Annotated in this window: 13 protein-coding genes; 12 read left to right on the top strand and 1 reads right to left on the bottom strand. The window is 55.9% G+C overall.

The window, feature by feature from the left end:
• Positions 1-92 precede the first annotated feature (92 nt).
• Positions 93-785, bottom strand: a complete 693-nt coding sequence (gene mutH, locus ACOT0L_RS01955) for a DNA mismatch repair endonuclease MutH (protein WP_022649239.1) — start codon at positions 783-785, stop codon at positions 93-95.
• 684 nt (positions 786-1,469) lie between these two features.
• Here mutH and rppH point away from each other — a divergent pair.
• From rppH to recD, 12 genes are all read left to right on the top strand, one after another.
• Positions 1,470-2,000 carry an RNA pyrophosphohydrolase gene (rppH, locus tag ACOT0L_RS01960; RefSeq protein WP_032622373.1) on the top strand — a complete coding sequence of 177 codons (531 nt, stop codon included), beginning with the start codon at positions 1,470-1,472 and terminating at the stop codon, positions 1,998-2,000.
• A gap of 12 nt (positions 2,001-2,012) precedes the next feature.
• Complete coding sequence (gene ptsP, locus ACOT0L_RS01965) at positions 2,013-4,259, top strand: phosphoenolpyruvate--protein phosphotransferase (RefSeq protein WP_023306854.1); 2,247 nt, start codon at positions 2,013-2,015, stop codon at positions 4,257-4,259.
• A gap of 228 nt (positions 4,260-4,487) precedes the next feature.
• Positions 4,488-5,363, top strand: a complete 876-nt coding sequence (lgt, locus tag ACOT0L_RS01970; protein ID WP_022649236.1) for a prolipoprotein diacylglyceryl transferase — start codon at positions 4,488-4,490, stop codon at positions 5,361-5,363.
• A 6-nt stretch (positions 5,364-5,369) separates the two neighbouring features.
• Complete coding sequence (gene thyA, locus ACOT0L_RS01975; protein ID WP_006811817.1) at positions 5,370-6,164, top strand: thymidylate synthase; 795 nt, start codon at positions 5,370-5,372, stop codon at positions 6,162-6,164.
• 184 nt (positions 6,165-6,348) lie between these two features.
• The gene (locus tag ACOT0L_RS01980; protein WP_023298512.1) at positions 6,349-6,813 is read left to right on the top strand and encodes a prepilin peptidase-dependent protein; all 465 of its coding nucleotides are present in this window, start codon (positions 6,349-6,351) and stop codon (positions 6,811-6,813) included.
• Positions 6,804-7,364 carry a prepilin peptidase-dependent protein gene (locus ACOT0L_RS01985; protein WP_126502685.1) on the top strand — a complete coding sequence of 187 codons (561 nt, stop codon included), beginning with the start codon at positions 6,804-6,806 and terminating at the stop codon, positions 7,362-7,364. Before ACOT0L_RS01980 ends, ACOT0L_RS01985 begins: the two co-directional genes overlap by 10 nt.
• Entirely contained in the window at positions 7,361-7,759 is a 399-nt protein-coding gene (locus ACOT0L_RS01990) for a DUF2509 family protein (RefSeq protein ID WP_058676760.1), read from the top strand. The genes ACOT0L_RS01985 and ACOT0L_RS01990 overlap by 4 nt, the downstream gene beginning before the upstream one ends.
• The gene (locus ACOT0L_RS01995; RefSeq protein ID WP_023298509.1) at positions 7,744-8,067 is read left to right on the top strand and encodes a prepilin-type N-terminal cleavage/methylation domain-containing protein; all 324 of its coding nucleotides are present in this window, start codon (positions 7,744-7,746) and stop codon (positions 8,065-8,067) included. Before ACOT0L_RS01990 ends, ACOT0L_RS01995 begins: the two co-directional genes overlap by 16 nt.
• A 12-nt stretch (positions 8,068-8,079) precedes the next feature.
• Positions 8,080-11,454, top strand: a complete 3,375-nt coding sequence (gene recC, locus ACOT0L_RS02000; RefSeq protein ID WP_126502686.1) for an exodeoxyribonuclease V subunit gamma — start codon at positions 8,080-8,082, stop codon at positions 11,452-11,454.
• A gap of 139 nt (positions 11,455-11,593) precedes the next feature.
• A complete protein-coding gene (gene ptrA, locus ACOT0L_RS02005; protein ID WP_126502687.1) occupies positions 11,594-14,476 on the top strand; it encodes a pitrilysin in 2,883 nt (960 codons plus the stop codon).
• Entirely contained in the window at positions 14,473-18,015 is a 3,543-nt protein-coding gene (gene recB / locus ACOT0L_RS02010; RefSeq protein WP_126502688.1) for an exodeoxyribonuclease V subunit beta, read from the top strand. The genes ptrA and recB overlap by 4 nt, the downstream gene beginning before the upstream one ends.
• On the top strand, positions 18,012-19,832 hold the full coding sequence (gene recD, locus ACOT0L_RS02015; protein WP_046618689.1) for an exodeoxyribonuclease V subunit alpha: 1,821 nt from the start codon (positions 18,012-18,014) through the stop codon (positions 19,830-19,832). Before recB ends, recD begins: the two co-directional genes overlap by 4 nt.
• Positions 19,833-19,836: the final 4 nt, after the last annotated feature.

A 19,836-nucleotide genomic window follows, 5' to 3' on the forward strand; every position in this document is an offset into this window, starting at 1 on the left:
TGTAGTAATAACCTGATATTACGACAGGTGAAAGGGGGGAAATCTTAAAAAGGAGGAGATTATGTTAGCCGGAGCGCAAAATTGGTAAAAAACTATGTTTTCAACAGGAAGTGTCGTGCCAGCAGTGCACCGGTGAAATTCTTTTTAAGATAGAAGCCGCGCGGCAGCGTCAGGATCGGTTCGCCCTGTGCACCTACCGCTTCAGTGAGCGCTTTGCTGTTGGCGGCTTTGGGACGGAGTTGCAGCACTTCGCCATGCCGGGCGGTGATCTGCTCAACCTGTCCCAGCACAATCATGTCCATCAGCTCTTCCCAGTCCTGGGAAAGCTGTCTCTCTTCTTCTTCATCCGGGCTCCAGAGCAGCGGGGCGCCAACGCGACGCTCTGCCAGCGGGATCTGCCTGTCACCCTCAACGGGTACCCACAACACCCGCTTCAGCTTATGCCTGACGTGGCTGGTTTCCCATGTCACTCCGCTATTACCCGTTAGCGGCGCAACGCAGACAAAGGTAGTTTCCAGCGGCCGCCCCAGGCTATCAATGGGGATCGTCTTCAGTTCCACCCCCAGCGCCGCAAAATCTTGCTCGGGTTTACTGCCCGCGCTTGCGCCCAGCCAACGTTCAAGCAACACGCCGATCCAGCCTTTATCGCGCTTCAGATCGTTGGGTATCGTCAACCCCGCCATCACGGCCAGCTCGCCCAGTGCATAGCCTGCCAGACGTTGTGCCTGCTGGAGCAACTGGGCTTCACTGACGGGAGGAGAGAGCAGTGGGGCGAGAGAATGCATGCTGACAACCTTTTGATTAAAAAATGAACTGATATTTTATCCCTTGTGGATAGAGTTTACTTTTTTCTGAGTATATATTCCATGTGGATGATTTATATTATGTTTTTTAGGAATGTATCCCGTCGCGCCATGGCTAAAAAACAGGTTGTGCAATTCTGGTCACTGACAATAAACAGGATCTTACACCATGTTATCCACAGAAAAATGGGATAACTGCGAATAACCGCCACTACTGTTTCAATTTACAGCCTTGACGTGCGATGAAAATCGAATTTTCACACAAATTGTGCCTAACTTATTGGCACAATCTGTGGATAAAATCGACGCTGTTCGATCTTTCATCACCAGGAAGATCTTTGATGTGACGATCGTCACGTTAATCGCCTTTGATACCCTAAATTTACGTTTAACTAGATGAATTTAAATAATTTATTTTAAGTGATGAAAATTGCCGATTCGCCGGGCCACAAGGTTGTTCATCGGTAATTCCATACTTCTTCACAACTATATCCACAGAAAAGGTGAATAAAAATGGTCTCAGTTGCCCTCATCTGTTTATAACTCCTCACAAAATTGTGAGTTATTCAAATGTTATTAGGTTGCAGGCCTGTAAGAGAGTGGTTTACCGCCTCCCTGTAGTGTGAAACAATCATTCATATATCAGATTTAGTTTGGGGTAGTCCGGTGATTGATGACGATGGCTACCGCCCAAACGTAGGAATAGTAATTTGTAATCGTCAGGGCCAGGTGATGTGGGCCCGGCGATATGGTCAGCACTCCTGGCAGTTCCCGCAAGGCGGGATCAATCCTGGAGAGTCCCCAGAACAAGCGATGTACCGGGAGCTGTTTGAAGAGGTTGGTTTAAGCCGAAAAGATGTTCGCATCCTGGCTTCGACCCGCAACTGGTTGCGTTACAAGTTACCGAAACGTTTGGTGCGTTGGGACACAAAGCCGGTTTGTATCGGCCAGAAACAGAAGTGGTTTCTTTTGCAGTTGGTGGGCAACGATTCAGATATCAATATGCAAACCAGCAGCACGCCAGAGTTTGATGGCTGGCGCTGGGTAAGCTACTGGTATCCGGTTCGTCAGGTCGTGTCATTCAAGCGCGATGTATACCGTAGGGTGATGAAAGAGTTCGCAAGTGTCGTGATGCAGCTTCAGGAGACGACTCCGAAGCCACAGAGCGCACCTGCCTGGCGACGTAAAAGAGGTTAAGCTACGCAAATCATGCTCACCCGCTTGCGAGAAATAGTTGAAAAGGTCGCCAGTGCGCCTCGCCTCAACGAGGCGCTGAATATTCTGGTGACGGACATCTGTCTTGCGATGGAAACCGAGGTCTGTTCGGTCTACCTGGCCGACCATGACCGACGTTGCTACTACCTTATGGCAACCCGCGGATTAAAAAAACCACGGGGACGTACCGTCACGCTCGCGTTTGATGAAGGTATTGTTGGCCTGGTCGGGCGACTGGCGGAGCCAATCAACCTTGCCGATGCGCAAAAACACCCCAGCTTCAAATATATCCCTTCCGTCAAAGAAGAGCGTTTCCGCGCGTTTCTTGGCGTACCGATTATTCAGCGCCGCCAGCTGCTTGGCGTGCTTGTTGTTCAGCAGCGCGAGCTGCGCCAGTACGATGAAAGCGAGGAGTCCTTCCTCGTCACGCTGGCAACGCAGATGGCGGCGATCCTCTCTCAGTCCCAACTGACAGCCCTTTTTGGTCAGTATCGTCATACGCGTATTCGCGCGCTTCCGGCCTCGCCGGGGGTCGCTATTGCCGAAGGCTGGATGGATGCCACGCTCCCGCTGATGGAGCAGGTCTACGAAGCCTCTACGCTGGATGAGGCGCTTGAGCGCGAACGGCTCACCGCTGCGCTGGAAGAGGCGGCGAATGAGTTTCGTCGCTACAGCAAACGCTTTGCCGCTGGCGCGCAAAAAGAGACGGCGGCCATTTTCGATCTCTACTCACACCTGCTTTCCGATGCGCGTTTGCGTCGTGAGTTATTTGCCGAGGTCGATAAGGGGTCGGTGGCAGAGTGGGCGGTTAAAAAGGTCATTGAAAAATTTGCCGAGCAGTTTGCGGTACTGACTGACGGCTATCTGAAAGAGCGCGCCGGCGATTTACGCGCGCTTGGGCAACGTCTGCTGTTCCACCTCGATGATACTATTCAGGGGGCGAATGCCTGGCCGAACCGGTTTGTGCTGGTGGCCGATGAACTCTCGGCGACGACGCTGGCGGAATTACCGCAGGACAGGCTGGCGGGCGTGGTGGTGCGCGATGGCGCAGCTAACTCTCATGCCGCCATTATGGTGCGTGCGCTCGGTATTCCGACCGTGATGGGGGCGGATATTCAGCCCTCCGTACTGCATCGCCGCACGCTGGTGGTGGACGGATATCGCGGTGAGTTGCTGGTGGATCCTGAGCCGGTTCTTCTTCAGGAGTACCAGCGTCTTATCAGCGAAGAGAATGAATTAAGCAAGCTGGCGGAAGATGACGTCAACCTGCCCGCGCAGCTCAAGAGCGGTGAGCGGGTGAAGGTGATGCTCAACGCGGGGTTAAGCCCCGAGCATGAAGAGAAGCTCGGCAGCCGCATCGATGGCATTGGTCTCTACCGCACCGAAATACCGTTCATGCTGCAAAGCGGCTTCCCGTCAGAAGAGGAGCAGGTTGCGCAGTATCAGGGCATGTTGCAGATGTTTAACGACAAACCCGTCACGTTGCGCACCCTCGACGTCGGCGCGGATAAGCAACTGCCCTATATGCCCATCAGTGAAGAGAATCCCTGCCTCGGCTGGCGTGGGATCCGCATTACCCTCGATCAGCCGGAAATTTTCCTTATCCAGGTTCGTGCGATGCTGCGTGCCAACGCGGCCACGGGGAATCTCAGCATTTTGCTGCCGATGGTCACCAGTATTGACGAGATCGACGAAGCACGGCGGTTGATTGAACGTGCAGGGCGCGAAGTGGAAGAGATGATCGGCTACGCGATCCCTAAACCCCGTATTGGCGTGATGCTGGAAGTGCCTTCGATGGTCTTTATGTTACCGCAGCTGGCGACCCGCGTTGATTTTATCTCCGTTGGCACCAACGACTTAACGCAATACATTCTGGCGGTCGATCGCAACAATACGCGCGTGGCCAGTATCTACGACAGCCTGCATCCGGCGATGCTTCGTGCCCTGGCGATGATCGCCCGCGAAGCCGAGCAGCATAATATCGACCTGCGCCTGTGCGGTGAAATGGCCGGCGATCCGATGTGCGTGGCGATCCTGATTGGCCTCGGTTTCCGTCACCTGTCAATGAACGGACGTTCCGTTGCGCGTGTGAAATACCTGTTACGTCACATCGAACAAGATGAGGCGCATGAGCTGGCCGCGCGTAGCCTGGAAGCACAGCTGGCAGCCGAAGTGCGCCATCAGGTGGCGGCGTTTATGGAGCGACGCGGCATGGGCGGTTTGATCCGCGGCGGCCGCTGATCCCCACAAAATAATGACTGCTCGGACGACCCCCTCTCCCATGAGGAAGAGGAATGGGGTGAGGGGGAACAGCGCGCATAAAACCCTATACACATCTTTTACATCTCAGGCGCATCCTCCGCGCCTGCCTTATGCTATGATTCGCAACTTTGGAGCACCTGCCAACGGCGGGAATGCAATTCAGCCGCTGTCCACTTTCAGCGGAATAACAACATCTTGTGGTGACAGATGAACAGTGGTTATCTGCATTTTCCGGAATTCGATCCGGTTATTTTCTCAATAGGACCTGTAGCGCTTCACTGGTACGGACTGATGTACCTGGTGGGCTTCGTCTTTGCCATGTGGCTTGCTGGTCGTCGCGCCAGTCGTCCGGGCAGCGGCTGGACGAAGAACGAAGTGGAAAACCTGCTTTATGCTGGCTTTCTTGGCGTATTCCTGGGCGGGCGCATCGGCTATGTCCTGTTCTACAACTTCCCGGTATTCCTGAACGACCCGCTCTATCTGTTCCGCGTCTGGGACGGCGGCATGTCCTTCCACGGCGGACTGATTGGTGTGATCCTCGTGATGGTGATCTTCGCCAAACGCACCAAACGTAACTTCTTCCAGGTGGCTGATTTTATTGCGCCATTAATCCCGTTTGGGCTGGGTGCAGGGCGTCTGGGCAACTTCATCAACGGTGAACTCTGGGGGCGTGTCGATCCGAGCGTGCCGTTTACCATGCTGTTCCCGGGCTCCCGCGCAGAGGATATCGCGCTGCTGCCTTCGCATCCTGAGTGGCAGTCCATTTTCGATACCTACGGCGTTCTGCCGCGTCATATGTCTCAGCTTTATGAGCTGGCGCTGGAAGGTGTGGTGCTGTTTATCATCCTGAATCTGTATATCCGCAAACCGCGCCCAATGGGGGCAGTATCTGGTCTGTTCCTGATTGGCTACGGCGCGTTTCGTATCATCGTCGAGTTCTTCCGCCAGCCGGATGCACAGTTTACCGGCGAGTGGGTACAGTACATCAGCATGGGGCAGATCCTCTCCATTCCGATGATTGTCGCGGGTGCCATTATGATGATTTGGGCGTATCGTCGTCGTCCACAGCAACAACTTTCCTGAGGAATCATGAAACAGTATCTTGAATTGATGAAAAAAGTGCTCGACGAGGGCACGCCGAAAAACGACCGCACCGGCACCGGTACGCTCTCCATTTTTGGCCACCAGATGCGCTTCAATCTGCAAGAAGGCTTCCCTCTGGTGACGACGAAGCGCTGCCATCTGCGCTCGATCATTCATGAACTGCTCTGGTTCCTGCAAGGCGATACCAACGTTGCTTATCTGCATGAAAACAATGTCTCCATCTGGGACGAGTGGGCAGATGAGAACGGCGACCTGGGGCCGGTTTACGGCAAGCAATGGCGCGCGTGGCCTACCCCGGACGGCCGCCATATCGACCAGATCACGACCGTCATGAACCAGCTGAAAAATGACCCGGACTCGCGCCGTATCATTGTTTCTGCCTGGAACGTGGGTGAACTGGATAAAATGGCGCTGGCGCCTTGCCACGCGTTTTTCCAGTTCTACGTGGCGGACGGCAAACTCTCCTGCCAGCTGTATCAACGCTCCTGCGACGTGTTCCTCGGCCTGCCGTTTAACATCGCCAGCTACGCGCTGTTAGTGCACATGATGGCGCAGCAGTGCGATCTTGAAGTGGGCGATTTTGTCTGGACGGGCGGTGATACCCACCTCTACAGCAATCATATGGAACAGACGCATCTCCAGCTGACGCGCGAACCGCGTGCATTGCCGAAGCTTGTGATCAAACGCAAACCGGACTCGATCTTCGATTACCGTTTTGATGACTTCGAGATTGAAGGCTACGACCCGCATCCTGGCATCAAAGCCCCTGTCGCCATCTGATACGGCGAATCCTGACACAACCGGTGCTCTTTAGCGCCGGTTTTTTTTCGCGCTCGTTTTGTTCTTCGAGCCTGTTTCCAGAGACGATGTAACGCGTTGCAACGGGTGAAAATCTCCGGAAAGCGGCTCGTAATGTTTTGGTTTAACGCTCGCGCCTTTTCTGCCATTCCGCCACACTTCCGCCATGAAAAACGAACATGGCTTTACGCTTATCGAAACCCTTTTCGCCATCTCGCTGGTTGTGATCCTCAGCGCGACGGGTCTTTATGGCTGGGACAGCTGGCAACAGCGGCAGCGGCTCTGGCAGACAGCCTGTCAGGTGCGGGATTACCTGGCGTTCTTACGAAACGACGCAAATCGTCACAACAGCGAGCACAGGATCGCGCTTCACGCTGACGGGAATCAGGCCTGCCTTGTCAGCGCTGTGGTCCCGGGCTGCGACAGCGGCGGCCCGTTCGTGATGAAACCGTTATGGCCGGAGGTCACGCTGAGCGACGTAACGCCTGCGCTGGGATTTTACGGCTTAAGGGATACCGCATGGGCCGGACATATTCGCGTGCAGAGCCGCGCCGGTGCGTGGTGGGTTATTGTCTCAAATGGTGGGCGTATCAGGCTGTGTAATGCCGCAGGAGAAAGTCTATGCCAGTAAAACAAAAAGGGTTTTCCCTGCTGGAGGTCCTGATTGCGATGACGATAAGCAGCATTCTGTTACTCAGCACGTCACGTTTTTTACCGGAGCTACAGCGGAGTGTTTTACTGCAATCCGGGCAACGGGAACTGGAAGATGAGGTGTGGCAACGCCTGCTTGCGTTGGGTAAACAGTTCCAGCGAGCAGGATACTGTGCAGGGCATTGCCAGGGGCAGGGGGTGATCATCGGCAGGCAAGGACGATGTGCAATTGTGCAGTGGGATGCAAACAGCAACGGCCAGTGGGATAGCACCGCGTCAGAAAATGACAGCACGGGATTCCGGCTTGAGTCCGGAACGCTCGAAACGCTGCGGGGCGCGACATCCTGTGAAGGTAAGGGATGGGATAAGCTCACTGACCCGGATCGGGTCCTGATAGAGCAGTTTATGGTCACTAAAACCGATCGTGCTGGCTTTGCGCCGGTCATCAGTATCGAGCTGCGTGCCCGCCGCAAAGGTGAACTGACCGCACCCTTTTCGGCTCGCCACACCGTAACGGGGTTTAATCTGTGAATCGTCAGCGGGGCATGTCATCGCTGGCGCTGGTCCTGCTATTGCTGGTGCTCGGCACGCTGATCCTCACCGGATTAAACCAGCAGTTGCAAACCTTTAGTACGTTGGTGAATGGCGAGAGTTTGTCTGTTCGCCAGCAGGCTGCCTTGCAATCTGCACTGGAGTGGGGACGCGTTCAAGACTGGGCTTTACAGCCAGAGGTTCAGTGCAAGCAGACACAAGGTCTGCGGGTCTGTGTAAGGCTGTTTGAGGAGCGTGTTTTGCTTGTTGCCGGAAATGACGATCTGTTGCTATGGCGAGGCGGGGATATCGCGGAAGGACAAATACGCTTTTCTGCCCACGGCTGGAGCGACTTCTGCCCCCTTAAGGAAAGTGCGCTATGTCAGTTACCCTGAGCAGACAAAAAGGATTTAGCATGGTTGAGGTTTTGCTGGCAATGATGTTGCTGGTTGTAGTTGTGACGGCGTTATCCGGATATCATCGCGCGCTGGCAGCCCGGTATGCGGCGCTTAGCCAGTATCGCCAGCTATGGCATCATGCGTGGAATCAGTCGCAGATCTCAACATTAACGCTCCCGCCGGGCTGGCAGGTCAGTCGGGGGCAGACAACACAGTCCGGATGTGTCAGCATCACGGTCACACTTATTTCTCCTCTGGGGCGGCAGGGCGCGTTGACGCGTCTGCATTGCCCGGTTAGCCGCTAGTCGGGAGCGTTTATGCTAAGGGTTTACCACTCAAATCGTCTGGATGTGCTGGAAGCACTGATGGAGTATATCGTTGAGCAAGAGCGTCTTGACGATCCATTTGAGCCAGAAATGGTGCTGGTGCAGAGCACCGGTATGGCGCAGTGGCTACAAATGTCCCTTTCGCAGAAGTTTGGCATTGCGGCGAATATCGATTTTCCGCTGCCCGCGAGCTTTATCTGGGAGATGTTTGTACGCGTCCTGCCGGATATTCCTGAGCAGAGTGCCTTCAACAAACAAAGCATGGCCTGGAAACTGATGACGCTGCTGCCGGACATGCTGGCGCATGATGAGTTCGCCATGCTGCGCCACTATCTGAATGACGACACCGACAAGCGCAAACTTTTTCAGCTGGCCTCACGCACTGCTGACCTCTATGACCAGTATCTGGTTTACCGCGCAGAATGGCTGATTCGCTGGGAAGCGGGAGAATTAGTCGATGGGTTACCGGAAGCGCAAATCTGGCAGGCGCCGCTCTGGAAAGCGCTGGTCGAGCATACCGGGCAGCTCGGTCAGCCTAAATGGCACCGTGCTAACTTGTACGATCGCTTTATCTCAACACTTGAGAACACCGCAGAACGGCCAGCCCGTTTGCCGTCACGCGTGTTCATTTGCGGTATCTCCGCGCTGCCGCCTGTCTACCTGAACGCGCTAAAAGCGCTCGGTAAGCACATTGATATCCATATCCTCTTTACCAACCCATGTCGGCACTATTGGGGAGATATTCAGGATCCGCGCTGGCTTTCACGGCTGGTCACCCGCCAGCGTAAACGCCTCTTTGAGGAACGCGCCGTGCCGCTGTTTAAAGACACTGAAAACGCGGCGCAGCTTTTCGATGAAGAGGGGATTCAGAACCTGCCGAACCCGCTACTTGCCTCGTGGGGCAAGCTGGGGCGCGACTATATTTATCTGCTTTCAGATATCACCTCCTCGGGAGAGGGGGACGTGGACGCGTTTGCGGATATTACGCCGGACAGCCTGCTGCACAATATTCAGCTTGATATTCTGGATTTAGAAAACCGTGCCGTGGCCGGGATCACTGCCGAGGAGTTTGCGCGAAGCGATAAGAAGCGAAAACTGGATCCTGACGATCGCAGTATGGCGATCCACGTTTGCCACAGCCCACAGCGTGAAGTTGAAATTCTTCATGACCGCCTGTTGGCCATGTTGCAGGACGACCCAACCCTGACACCCCGCGATATCGTGGTGATGGTGGCGGATATCGACAGCTACAGCCCGTTTATTCAGGCTGTATTTGGCAGCGCAACGGGCGACCGCTATCTTCCCTACGCGATCTCTGACCGCCGTGCTCGTCAGTCACACCCGGCGCTACAGGCCTTTATCAGCCTGCTTTCGCTGCCTGATAGCCGGTTTATCTCTGAGGATGTGCTGGCATTACTGGATGTGCCTGTTCTGGCCGCACGCTTCAGCATTAACGAAGAGGGCTTGCGCTACCTGCGCCAGTGGGTCAACGAATCCGGCGTCCGCTGGGGAATCGACGATGATAACGTCCAGGAGTTTGAGCTGCCCGCGACTGGCCAGCATACCTGGCAGTTTGGCCTGACGCGTATGCTGCTGGGGTATGCGATGGAGAGCATCCACGGCGAATGGAATGGCGTGCTGCCGTACGATGAGTCCAGTGGGTTAATTGCGGAACTGGTTGGTCACTTAGCCTCGCTGCTGATGCAGCTCAACCGCTGGCGCCGTGCATTGATGCAGCCCCGTCCACTCGAAGAGTGGCTGCCGATTTGCCGCGAAATGCTAAATGACTTCTTCCTGCCGGACAGCGAAACGGAAGCCGCCATGGCGCTTATCGAGAAGCAGTGGCAGGCCATCGTTGATGAGGGGGTTAATTCGCACTATCACGAGGCGGTTCCCCTTTCGCTTCTGCGTGATGAGCTGACGCAACGTCTCGATCAGGAGCGCATCAGCCAGCGCTTCCTTGCTGGGCCGGTGAATATCTGCACCCTGATGCCGATGCGTTCAATCCCGTTCAAAGTAGTCTGTCTGCTTGGCATGAACGACGGTATTTATCCACGTGCGCTGCCACCCCTGGGCTTTGATCTCATGAGCGCACAGCCGAAGCGGGGCGACCGCAGCCGCCGCGATGATGACCGTTATCTCTTCCTTGAGGCGCTGATGTCTGCGCAAAGCAGGCTTTATATCAGCTATATCGGCCGTTCAATTCAGGACAACAGCGAGCGTTTCCCGTCCGTGCTGGTGCAGGAGCTGGTGGACTACATCGGGCAGAGTCACTATCTGCCGGGCGATGAGGCCTGTAACTGCGACGAAAGCGAACGTCGGGTGAAAGCGCATATTACCTGTCACCATAGCCGTATGCCGTTTGATCCTGTCAATTACGTTCCTGATGAACTGCAAAGCTACGCCCGCGAGTGGCTTCCCGCTGCGAAGAACGCGGGCACACCGCAAACCGATTTCATTCAGGCGCTCGAACCGCGCGCCATAGACACCCTTACGTTTGAGCAGCTGCAGCGCTTTTGGGCCCATCCGGTTCGGGCTTTTTTCCAGCAACGCTTGCAGGTGAACTTCCGCTCGGAAGAGAGCGAAATCCCTGATGCGGAACCGTTTATTCTTGATGGACTGGAGCGTTTTAAGCTTAATTCCCAGCTTTTGAATGCGCTGGTTGACGAAGAAGACGCCAGTAAACTGTTCCGACGTTACAGGGCGTCGGGATTACTGCCGTATGGTGCGTTCGGCGAAATCGTCTGGGATGCCCAGTGTGAGGAGATGCAAGCGCTTGCTGACCGGGTTATCGCGTGTCGGCAACCGGCGAGCAGCATTGAAATTGATCTCGATTGTAACGGTATGCACCTCAGCGGCTGGCTCACGCACGTGCAGTCTGACGGGCTGCTACGCTGGCGCCCATCTATGATCAGCGTTTCACATGGCCTGCAACTCTGGCTCGAACATCTTGTCTACAGTGCGAGTGGTCACGAAGGCGAAAGCCGGTTGTTTGTACGTAAGGACGGCGAGTGGCGCTTCCCGCCGATGGAGCCTGAGCAGGCGTTGACGTATCTGTCGCTTTATATTGAAGGTTATCGTCAGGGCATGAACAAGCCTCTGCTTTTGCTGCCTGAAAGTGGGGGGGCATGGATAAAAGCCTGTTACGACGCGCAGAATGATGCCATGTTAACGGATGAGGCTTCGCTCCAGAAAGCGCGCAGCAAGTTTTTGCAGGCCTACGAAGGGAACATGATGGTACGTGGCGAGGGCGACGATGTCTGGTATCAACGTTTATGGCGAACGCTGGAGCCAGAATATTTCGACATTATCACGGAAGAGGCGCAACGCTACCTGTTACCGTTGTTCAAATTTAAGCAGTCCTGAGTGCTGTATAAAAATTGCACAGCACGGGGTGTTCATTTATGATGCACCTCTTATCACGGACTGATGTACCCAAAGAAAGAGATGCTGGCGTGTCCAGCACGCACGTTGTTAATGATGTAGCCGTGATAAAGAGGTCGTAATGCCAGGCAGCACCTTGTTCAAAGCGTTTGTTTTGTTTATCGCCCTTTGGGCTCCCGTCACTCAGGCCGATTCCGGTTGGCAACCTGTCCAGGAAACAATCCGTAAGAGCGATAAGGACACCCGTCAGTATCAGGCGATTCGTCTTGATAACGGGATGACCGTGCTGCTGGTTTCCGATCCTCAGGCGGTTAAATCGCTCTCCGCACTGGTTGTGCCGGTCGGATCGCTGGAAGATCCTGACGCCCATCCGGGACTGGCGCACTACCTTGAGCACATGACGCTGATGGGGTCTAAAAAATACCCACAGCCTGACAGCCTGTCCGAATTTCTGAAAATGCATGGCGGCAGCCACAACGCCAGCACTGCGCCGTATCGTACCGCGTTTTACCTGGAAGTGGAAAATGATGCGCTTGACGGGGCGGTGGACCGTCTGGCGGATGCCATAGCCGCACCGCTGCTGGATAAAAAATATGCTGACCGGGAACGCAACGCCGTAAACGCCGAACTGACGATGGCGCGCACGCGAGACGGTATGCGCATGGCGCAGGTTAGCGCTGAAACCATCAATCCGGCGCACCCGGGTTCGCGCTTCTCAGGCGGCAACCTTGAAACGCTGAGCGACAAGCCGGGTAGCCCGGTGCTCGATGCGCTGCATGCGTTTCGTGAAAAATACTATTCCGCCAATCTGATGAAAGCGGTTATCTACAGCAATAAACCGTTGCCGACGCTGGCAAACATGGCTGCGCAGACCTATGGCAGGGTGCCAAATAAAAATATCGATCTGCCGCAGATTAACGTGCCGGTTGTCACGGACGCGCAAAAAGGCATTGTTATTCACTATGTGCCGGCCTTGCCGCGCAAGGTGTTACGCGTTGAATTCCGTATTGATAACAACACGGCGCAGTTCCGCAGCAAAACCGACGAGCTGGTGACTTATCTTATCGGTAACCGCAGCCCGGGTACGCTCTCCGACTGGCTGCAAAAGCAGGGGCTGGTGGAAGGTATTCGCGCTGACTCCGATCCCGTAGTAAACGGGAATAGCGGCGTGCTGGCCATCTCCGCGACGCTGACCGATAAAGGGCTGGCTCACCGTGACGACGTCGTTGCGGCCATTTTCAGTTATCTCTCTCTGCTGCGCGACAAAGGCGTCGATAAACGCTACTTCGACGAGCTGGCGCACGTGCTGGATCTCGATTTCCGCTATCCCTCTATTACGCGTGATATGGACTACGTCGAGTGGCTGGCAGATACCATGATCCGCGTGCCGGTGGAACATACGCTGGATGCGGTAAATATTGCCGATCAGTATGACGCCGGGGCGCTCAAAGCGCGTCTGGCGATGATGACTCCGCAGAATGCCCGCGTCTGGTATATCAGCCCGAACGAACCGCATAACAAAATGGCCTACTTCGTTGATGCCCCGTATCAGGTTGAAAAAATCAGCGAACAGACCTTCGCGGGCTGGCAGAAAAAGGCGGGGGAAATTGCGCTGAAGTTACCGGAGCTTAACCCCTACATCCCGGACGATTTCTCGCTGATCAAACCCGCAAAGGCCTATCCGCATCCGGAGCTGATTGTTGATGAGCCGACGCTGCGCGTGGTCTACACCCCAAGCCGCTATTTCGGCGACGAGCCAAAAGCGGATGTCAGCGTAGTGCTGCGTAATCCTAAAGCAATGGACAGCGCCAGAAACCAGGTGCTGTTTGCGCTTAACGATTATCTGGCCGGTATTGCCCTCGATCAGCTCAGCAACCAGGCTGCCGTTGGCGGTATCAGTTTCTCCACCAATGCCAATAACGGCCTGATGGTGAATGCCAACGGCTATACCCAGCGTTTGCCGCAGCTGTTCCAGGCGCTGCTGGACGGTTATTTCAGCTATACGCCTACGGAAGAACAGCTCGAGCAGGCTAAGTCCTGGTATGCCCAGATGATGGATTCTGCCGAGAAGGGTAAAGCCTACGATCAGGCGATTATGCCAGCACAGATGTTGTCCCAAATTCCTTATTTCCAGCGCGAAGATCGCCGCGCGTTATTGCCCTCAGTCACCTTAAAAGAGGTGCTGGCTTACCGTGATTCGCTGAAAACCAATACTCGTCCGGAGTTCCTGGTTGTAGGGAACATGAGCGAAGATCAGGCTAAAACGCTGGCACAAAACGTGCGTACGCAACTGGGTTCAAAAGGCGATGAGTGGTGCCGTAACCAGGATGTGCTGGTAGAGAAAAAGCAGAATGCGATCTTCGAAAAAGCGGGAAGCAGCACGGATTCCGCGCTGGCCGCGGTGTTTGTCCCTGTCGGATATGACGAATTTACCAGCTCTGCCCAGAGTGCGGTGCTCGGTCAAATTATTCAGCCGTGGTTTTACAACCAGCTGCGCACCGAAGAGCAGCTGGGTTATGCGGTATTCGCTTTCTCGATGAATGTGGGCCGTCAGTGGGGGTTGGGCTTCCTTCTGCAAAGCAGCGACAAGCAACCCGCTTACCTGTGGCAACGTTATCAGGCATTCTTCCCGCAGGCGGAAGCAAAACTGCGCGCCATGAAGCCGGAAGAGTTTGCCCAGATCCAGCAGGCGGTTATCGCTCAGGTGATGCAACCGCCGCAGACGCTGGGTGAAGAGGCCTCGCAGCTGAGCAAAGATTTTGATCGCGGTAATATGAAATTTGATTCGCGTGATAAAATAGTGGCCGAAATAAAACAGCTGACGCCACAAAAAGTTGCCGATTTCTTCCATCAGGCGGTAGTAAAACCGCAGGGTATGACCATCCTGTCTCAGGTTTCTGGCAGCCAGAACGGGAAAACGGACTACGTAAAATCAAAAGAGTGGACCGTCTGGAAGAGCGTCAGCGCGCTGCAACAAACTATGCCCTGGAGTAAGAAAGAATGACCCATACCGCTGAGCCGCTTGATCCCCTAAGTTTACCTCTACAGGGTGAGCGACTGATTGAAGCCTCAGCGGGAACGGGAAAAACCTATACCATCGCCGCGCTCTATCTGCGTCTGCTGTTGGGGCTCGGCGGCAACGCCGCTTTTTCGCGCCCGTTAAGCGTGGAAGAGCTGCTGGTGGTAACCTTCACCGAAGCGGCCACTGCCGAGCTGCGTGGCCGTATTCGCAGCAACATTCATGAGCTGCGCATCGCCTGTCTGCGTCAGACGACGGATAACCCCCTCTATGCGAGCCTGCTGGACGAGATTGCGGATAAGCAACAGGCTGCGCAATGGCTGCTGCTGGCCGAACGGCAAATGGATGAAGCGTCCGTCTTCACCATTCACGGTTTTTGTCAGCGCATGCTGAGCCTGAATGCGTTTGAATCCGGCATGCTCTTTGAGCAGCAGCTTATTGAAGATGAATCCGAGCTTCGCTATCAGGCCTGTGCGGATTTCTGGCGTCGTCACTGTTATCCGTTGCAGCGCGACATTGCTGAAGCGGTTCACGCCCTGTGGAAAGGTCCGGAAGAGCTTCTTCGCGCCATCGACCGTTACCTGCAAGGCGAAGCGCCGGTCATTAAATCTCCTCCGCCTGCCGATGAAACGCTGGCCTCGCGCCATGAAAAGATCGTCGCCAAAATTACCGCGCTTAAGCAGAAGTGGAATGAGTCGGTTGGTGAAATTGATGCAATCATCGAAAACTCAGGCATCGACAGACGCAAGTTCAACCGTGGGAACCAGGGGAAGTGGATCGAAAAGGTCAGCGCCTGGGCCCAGGAGGAGACGCGGGGTTACCAGCTTCCGGACGCACTGGAAAAATTTTCGCAGCGCTTTTTGACCGAGCGAACCAAAGCCGACGGTATTGTGCCTGAGCATCCCCTGTTTGTGGCGATTGAAGCGCTGCTTGCGGAGCCATTAACGCTCAATGACCTGATGATCACCCGCGCCATGACGGAGATCCGCCAGGCCGTCGCGCGCGAAAAACGTCGCCGGGGCGAGCTGGGGTTTGATGACATGCTGAGCCGCCTGGACGAAGCCCTGTCCAGCGAGAATGGTGAAGCGCTCGCCAGCGCGATCCGTACCCGTTTTCCGGTGGCGATGATTGACGAATTTCAGGACACCGACCCCCAGCAGTACCGCATTTTTCGTCGCATCTGGCGACAGCAGCCCGACACTGCCCTGCTGCTGATAGGCGACCCTAAACAGGCCATTTACGCCTTCCGTGGGGCAGATATCTTCACCTATATGAAAGCCCGTAGTGAGGTGGTCGCGCATTACACGTTAGATACCAACTGGCGCTCCGCTCCGGGGATGGTTGAGAGCGTCAATGCGCTGTTCAGCCGTATGGAGACGGCGTTTATGTTCAATGAAATCCCTTTCCTGCCGGTGAAATCCGCCCCAAAAAACGCATCCCTGCGCTTCGAAGTCAGCGGGGCGGTGCAACCCGCCATGACCTTCTGGCTGCTTGAGGGGGAAGGCTATGGCGTTGCCGATTATCAGGCGGCGATGGCCCAGCACTGCGCCGCGCAAATCCGTGACTGGCTAAGCGCAGGCGCGCGCGGCGAGGCACTACTGTGGAAGGGGGAACAGGCATATCCTGTAAAGGCCTCTGATATTACCGTGCTGGTGCGCAGTCGTCAGGAAGCGGCGTTAATCCGCGATGCGCTAACGTTGCTTGATATTCCGTCAGTGTATCTCTCTAACCGCGACAGCGTGTTCGACACGCTGGAAGCCCAGGAAATGCTCTGGTTGCTTCAGGCGGTGCTGGCGCCGGAGCGCGAAAATACGCTTCGAAGCGCGCTGGCCAGTTCTATGCTGGGGTTGAACGCACGGGATATTGATGAACTCAACCATGACGAAAACGCATGGGATGCGGTGGTAGAAGAGTTTGTCCATTACCGTGAACGCTGGCAAAAGCGCGGCGTTATGGCGATGCTGCGCGAGCTGATGACACGGCGTCAGATTGCCGAAAATATGCTGGCGACATCCGGCGGTGAAAGGCGTCTGACCGATATTTTACACATCAGCGAACTGTTACAGGAAGCGGGTACCCAGCTTGAAAGTGAACATGCCCTTGTGCGTTGGCTGGCGCAGCAAATCGCGGATCCAAACAGTAACTCTTCAAGCCAGCAGATGCGTCTTGAGAGCGATAAGCATCTGGTGCAAATCGTCACCATTCACAAATCCAAAGGTCTCGAATATCCGCTGGTCTGGCTGCCTTTCATCGCGAACTACCGGGTTCAGGATCAGGCCTTTTACCATGACCGCGAGACTTTCGATGCGGTGCTCGATCTCAGCAAGGCGGAGACCAGCGTTGAACTGGCAGAAGCGGAGCGTCTGGCGGAGGATTTGCGCCTGCTTTACGTGGCGCTGACCCGTTCTGTCTGGCATTGCAGCCTGGGCGTCGCCCCGGTTTTCCGCCGTCGCGGGGAGAAAACAGGGGAAAGCGATTTCCATTTAAGCGCGTTAGGGCGGCTTATTCAGCGTGGCGAGCCGAAAGATGCGGCGGGGTTGCGCCTCTGCATTGAGTCGCTCTGCGGTGACGATATCGCGCTGCATATCCCGTCTCTGCCAGACAATAGCCGCTGGCAAATGGCGCAAGAGCCCGCGACCGATCTTAATGCGCGCCAGATCACGCGGGTGCTTGCCGACGACTGGCGCGTCACCAGCTATTCTGGCCTGCAACAGCATGGGCAAAGTATTGCGCTGGATCTCATGCCGAAGCTGGACGTGGATGCCGCAGGGGTGGGTGATATTCCGGTTGAACCGACGTTAACTCCGCATCAGTTCCCACGCGGCGCGTCGCCGGGCACCTTTTTGCACAGCCTCTTTGAAGAGCTTGATTTTACTCAGCCAGTCAGTGAGGAGTGGGTGCTGAAGATGCTACAGAGCGGGGGCTATGACGCGCACTGGCAGCCCGTTCTCACTGACTGGATCAACGCCATTTTGCAGGCACCGCTGACTGAGCAGGGCTTCGCTCTTCGTCAGCTAACGGCCAGAAATAAACAGGTTGAGATGGAGTTTTATCTGCCTGTCGCAGGCCCGCTTAAGGCCGACGCGCTCGATGCGCTTATCCGTCAGTACGATCCGCTCTCAGCCGGTTGCCCGCCGCTGAACTTCCGTCAAGTGCAGGGCATGCTGAAAGGCTTTATCGACCTGGTCTTCCGTCACGAAGGACGGTACTACCTGCTGGATTACAAATCGAACTGGCTGGGCGAGAACAGCGAAGCCTATACCCAGCAGGCGATGGCGGCAGCCATGCAAATGCATCGCTACGATCTGCAATATCAGCTCTACACGCTAGCGCTGCACCGCTATTTGCGCCACCGTATTGCGGATTACCGCTACGACGATCATTTTGGTGGCGTCATCTACCTCTTCTTGCGCGGGGTCGACGCTGCCGATCCGCGCTCCGGGATCTTCAGCACCCGTCCGGATGCGGAATTGATTAATAAAATGGATAACCTGTTTGCAGCAAACACGGAGGAGATGGCATGACGATGCAGGACTTATTGCTGGAAGCGGTAGAGCAACGCGTGCTGCGTCAGCTGGACGTGCAGTTTGCCATGATGATTGCCGCTGACCAGCCCGCCGTGATGCTTGCCGCTGCCCTTTTGAGTAAAGACGCCGGAGAGGGGCATGTGTGTCTGCCGCTCTCGCGTCTGGTAGTTGACGAGAAAATGCCGCCTGTCCTCCAGTCCTGCTTTGCGCTGCTGGGGGAGAGGGTGGACTGGCAGAAAATTTTGCGCGAATCGTCGGCCGTCGGGCCGGGAGAAAACCAGGCGCCGCTGATCCTGACGGGGGAGCGCTTATATCTGAACCGTCTGTGGCGAAACGAACTGACGGTAGCGCGTTTCTTTAGTGAGACCAACGCGCCGCTTCCCTGCGACGAAGCGCAGCTTCGCCAGACACTGGACAGGCTGTTTGACTCCGGTGAGCCTACAGACTGGCAGAAAGTGGCGGCGGCCGTCGCCCTGACGCGGCGGATTTCGGTGATTTCAGGTGGCCCGGGGACCGGGAAAACCACGACCGTCGCAAAGCTGCTGGCAGCCCTGATCCAGCTATCAGGCGAGCAGCGATGTCGTATTCGTCTGGCGGCACCCACCGGGAAAGCAGCGGCGCGACTGACCGAATCACTGGGCGGTGCGATGCAACAGCTGCCGCTCACTCAGGAGCAGCTTGCGCTTTTCCCGGGTGAAGCGAGTACCCTGCACCGTCTGCTCGGCGCGCAGCCGGGTAGCCAGCGGCTGCGCTACCATGCGGGTAATCCGCTGCATCTGGACGTGCTGGTGGTGGATGAAGCCTCCATGATTGACCTGACCATGATGTCGCGCCTGATCGATGCTCTGCCGCCGCATGCGCGCGTGGTTTTCCTGGGCGATCGCGACCAGCTCGCCTCCGTGGAAGCCGGGGCGGTACTGGGGGATATCTGTACCTACGCCAGCTACGGTTATACCGCCGCGCGGGCGCAGGAGCTTGCCCGCCTGACCGGCTGCTCGCTTGAACCCGATCACTCGCCGGTCGCAGGCGCACTGCGTGACAGCCTGTGCCTGCTGCAAAAAAGCTACCGTTTCGGTAGCAACTCCGGCATCGGCCAGCTGGCTGCGGCGGTCAACCGTGGCGATCGGCATGCCACGCGCACGGTGTTTGACGGCTCTTTCACTGACATTGAAAAGAAATCGCTGCAAAGCGGGGAAGAGTATCAGGCTATGCTTGAGGAGGCTCTCCAGGGATACCAGCGTTTTCTGAGCTGCGTGCAGCAGCGCAGTCAGCCCGGGCAGGTCATTGCCGCATTTGGCGAATACCAGCTTCTGTGCGCATTGCGGGAAGGGCCGTTCGGCGTTGCGGGCCTGAATGACAGGCTGGAGCAGCTGCTGGTGCAGAAACGCAAAATTAACCGTCAGCAGCATTCGCGATGGTATGAAGGCCGGCCAGTGATGATCTCCCGCAACGACAGTACGCTGGGGCTGTTCAACGGGGATATCGGTATTGCGCTCGATCGCGGTAACGGTTTGCGCGTCTGGTTCCAGCTACCGGACGGCAGCGTGAAGTCCGTCCAGCCCAGCCGTCTGCCAGAGCATGAAACGGCATGGGCGATGACGGTACACAAGTCTCAGGGCTCAGAGTTCAACCATGCGGCGCTGATCCTGCCGACACAGCTTTCGCCGGTCGTAACCCGTGAGTTGGTCTACACCGCCGTTACCCGTGCGCGCCAGCGTCTGTCGCTATATGCGGATGAACGCGTGCTGGGACAGGCGATTGCCACTCGCACCGAGCGCAGAAGCGGATTAAGCGCGATTTTTGAATCTGTCTGAGTAA

Origin of the sequence: Enterobacter cloacae complex sp. XAL002 (genome assembly GCF_049236805.1) — a bacterium.
GTDB classification, from domain to species: Bacteria; Pseudomonadota; Gammaproteobacteria; order Enterobacterales; family Enterobacteriaceae; genus Enterobacter; species Enterobacter intestinihominis.

Coding starts and splice junctions, on each gene's coding strand:
- mutH (WP_022649239.1), bottom strand. CDS start 785: ATGCATTCTCTCGCCCCACTGCTCTCTCCTCCCGTCAGTGAAGCCCAG.
- recB (WP_126502688.1), top strand. CDS start 14,473: ATGACCCATACCGCTGAGCCGCTTGATCCCCTAAGTTTACCTCTACAG.
- ACOT0L_RS01995 (WP_023298509.1), top strand. CDS start 7,744: ATGTCAGTTACCCTGAGCAGACAAAAAGGATTTAGCATGGTTGAGGTT.
- thyA (WP_006811817.1), top strand. CDS start 5,370: ATGAAACAGTATCTTGAATTGATGAAAAAAGTGCTCGACGAGGGCACG.
- recC (WP_126502686.1), top strand. CDS start 8,080: ATGCTAAGGGTTTACCACTCAAATCGTCTGGATGTGCTGGAAGCACTG.
- lgt (WP_022649236.1), top strand. CDS start 4,488: ATGAACAGTGGTTATCTGCATTTTCCGGAATTCGATCCGGTTATTTTC.
- ACOT0L_RS01985 (WP_126502685.1), top strand. CDS start 6,804: ATGCCAGTAAAACAAAAAGGGTTTTCCCTGCTGGAGGTCCTGATTGCG.
- recD (WP_046618689.1), top strand. CDS start 18,012: ATGACGATGCAGGACTTATTGCTGGAAGCGGTAGAGCAACGCGTGCTG.
- ACOT0L_RS01980 (WP_023298512.1), top strand. CDS start 6,349: ATGAAAAACGAACATGGCTTTACGCTTATCGAAACCCTTTTCGCCATC.
- ptsP (WP_023306854.1), top strand. CDS start 2,013: ATGCTCACCCGCTTGCGAGAAATAGTTGAAAAGGTCGCCAGTGCGCCT.
- ptrA (WP_126502687.1), top strand. CDS start 11,594: ATGCCAGGCAGCACCTTGTTCAAAGCGTTTGTTTTGTTTATCGCCCTT.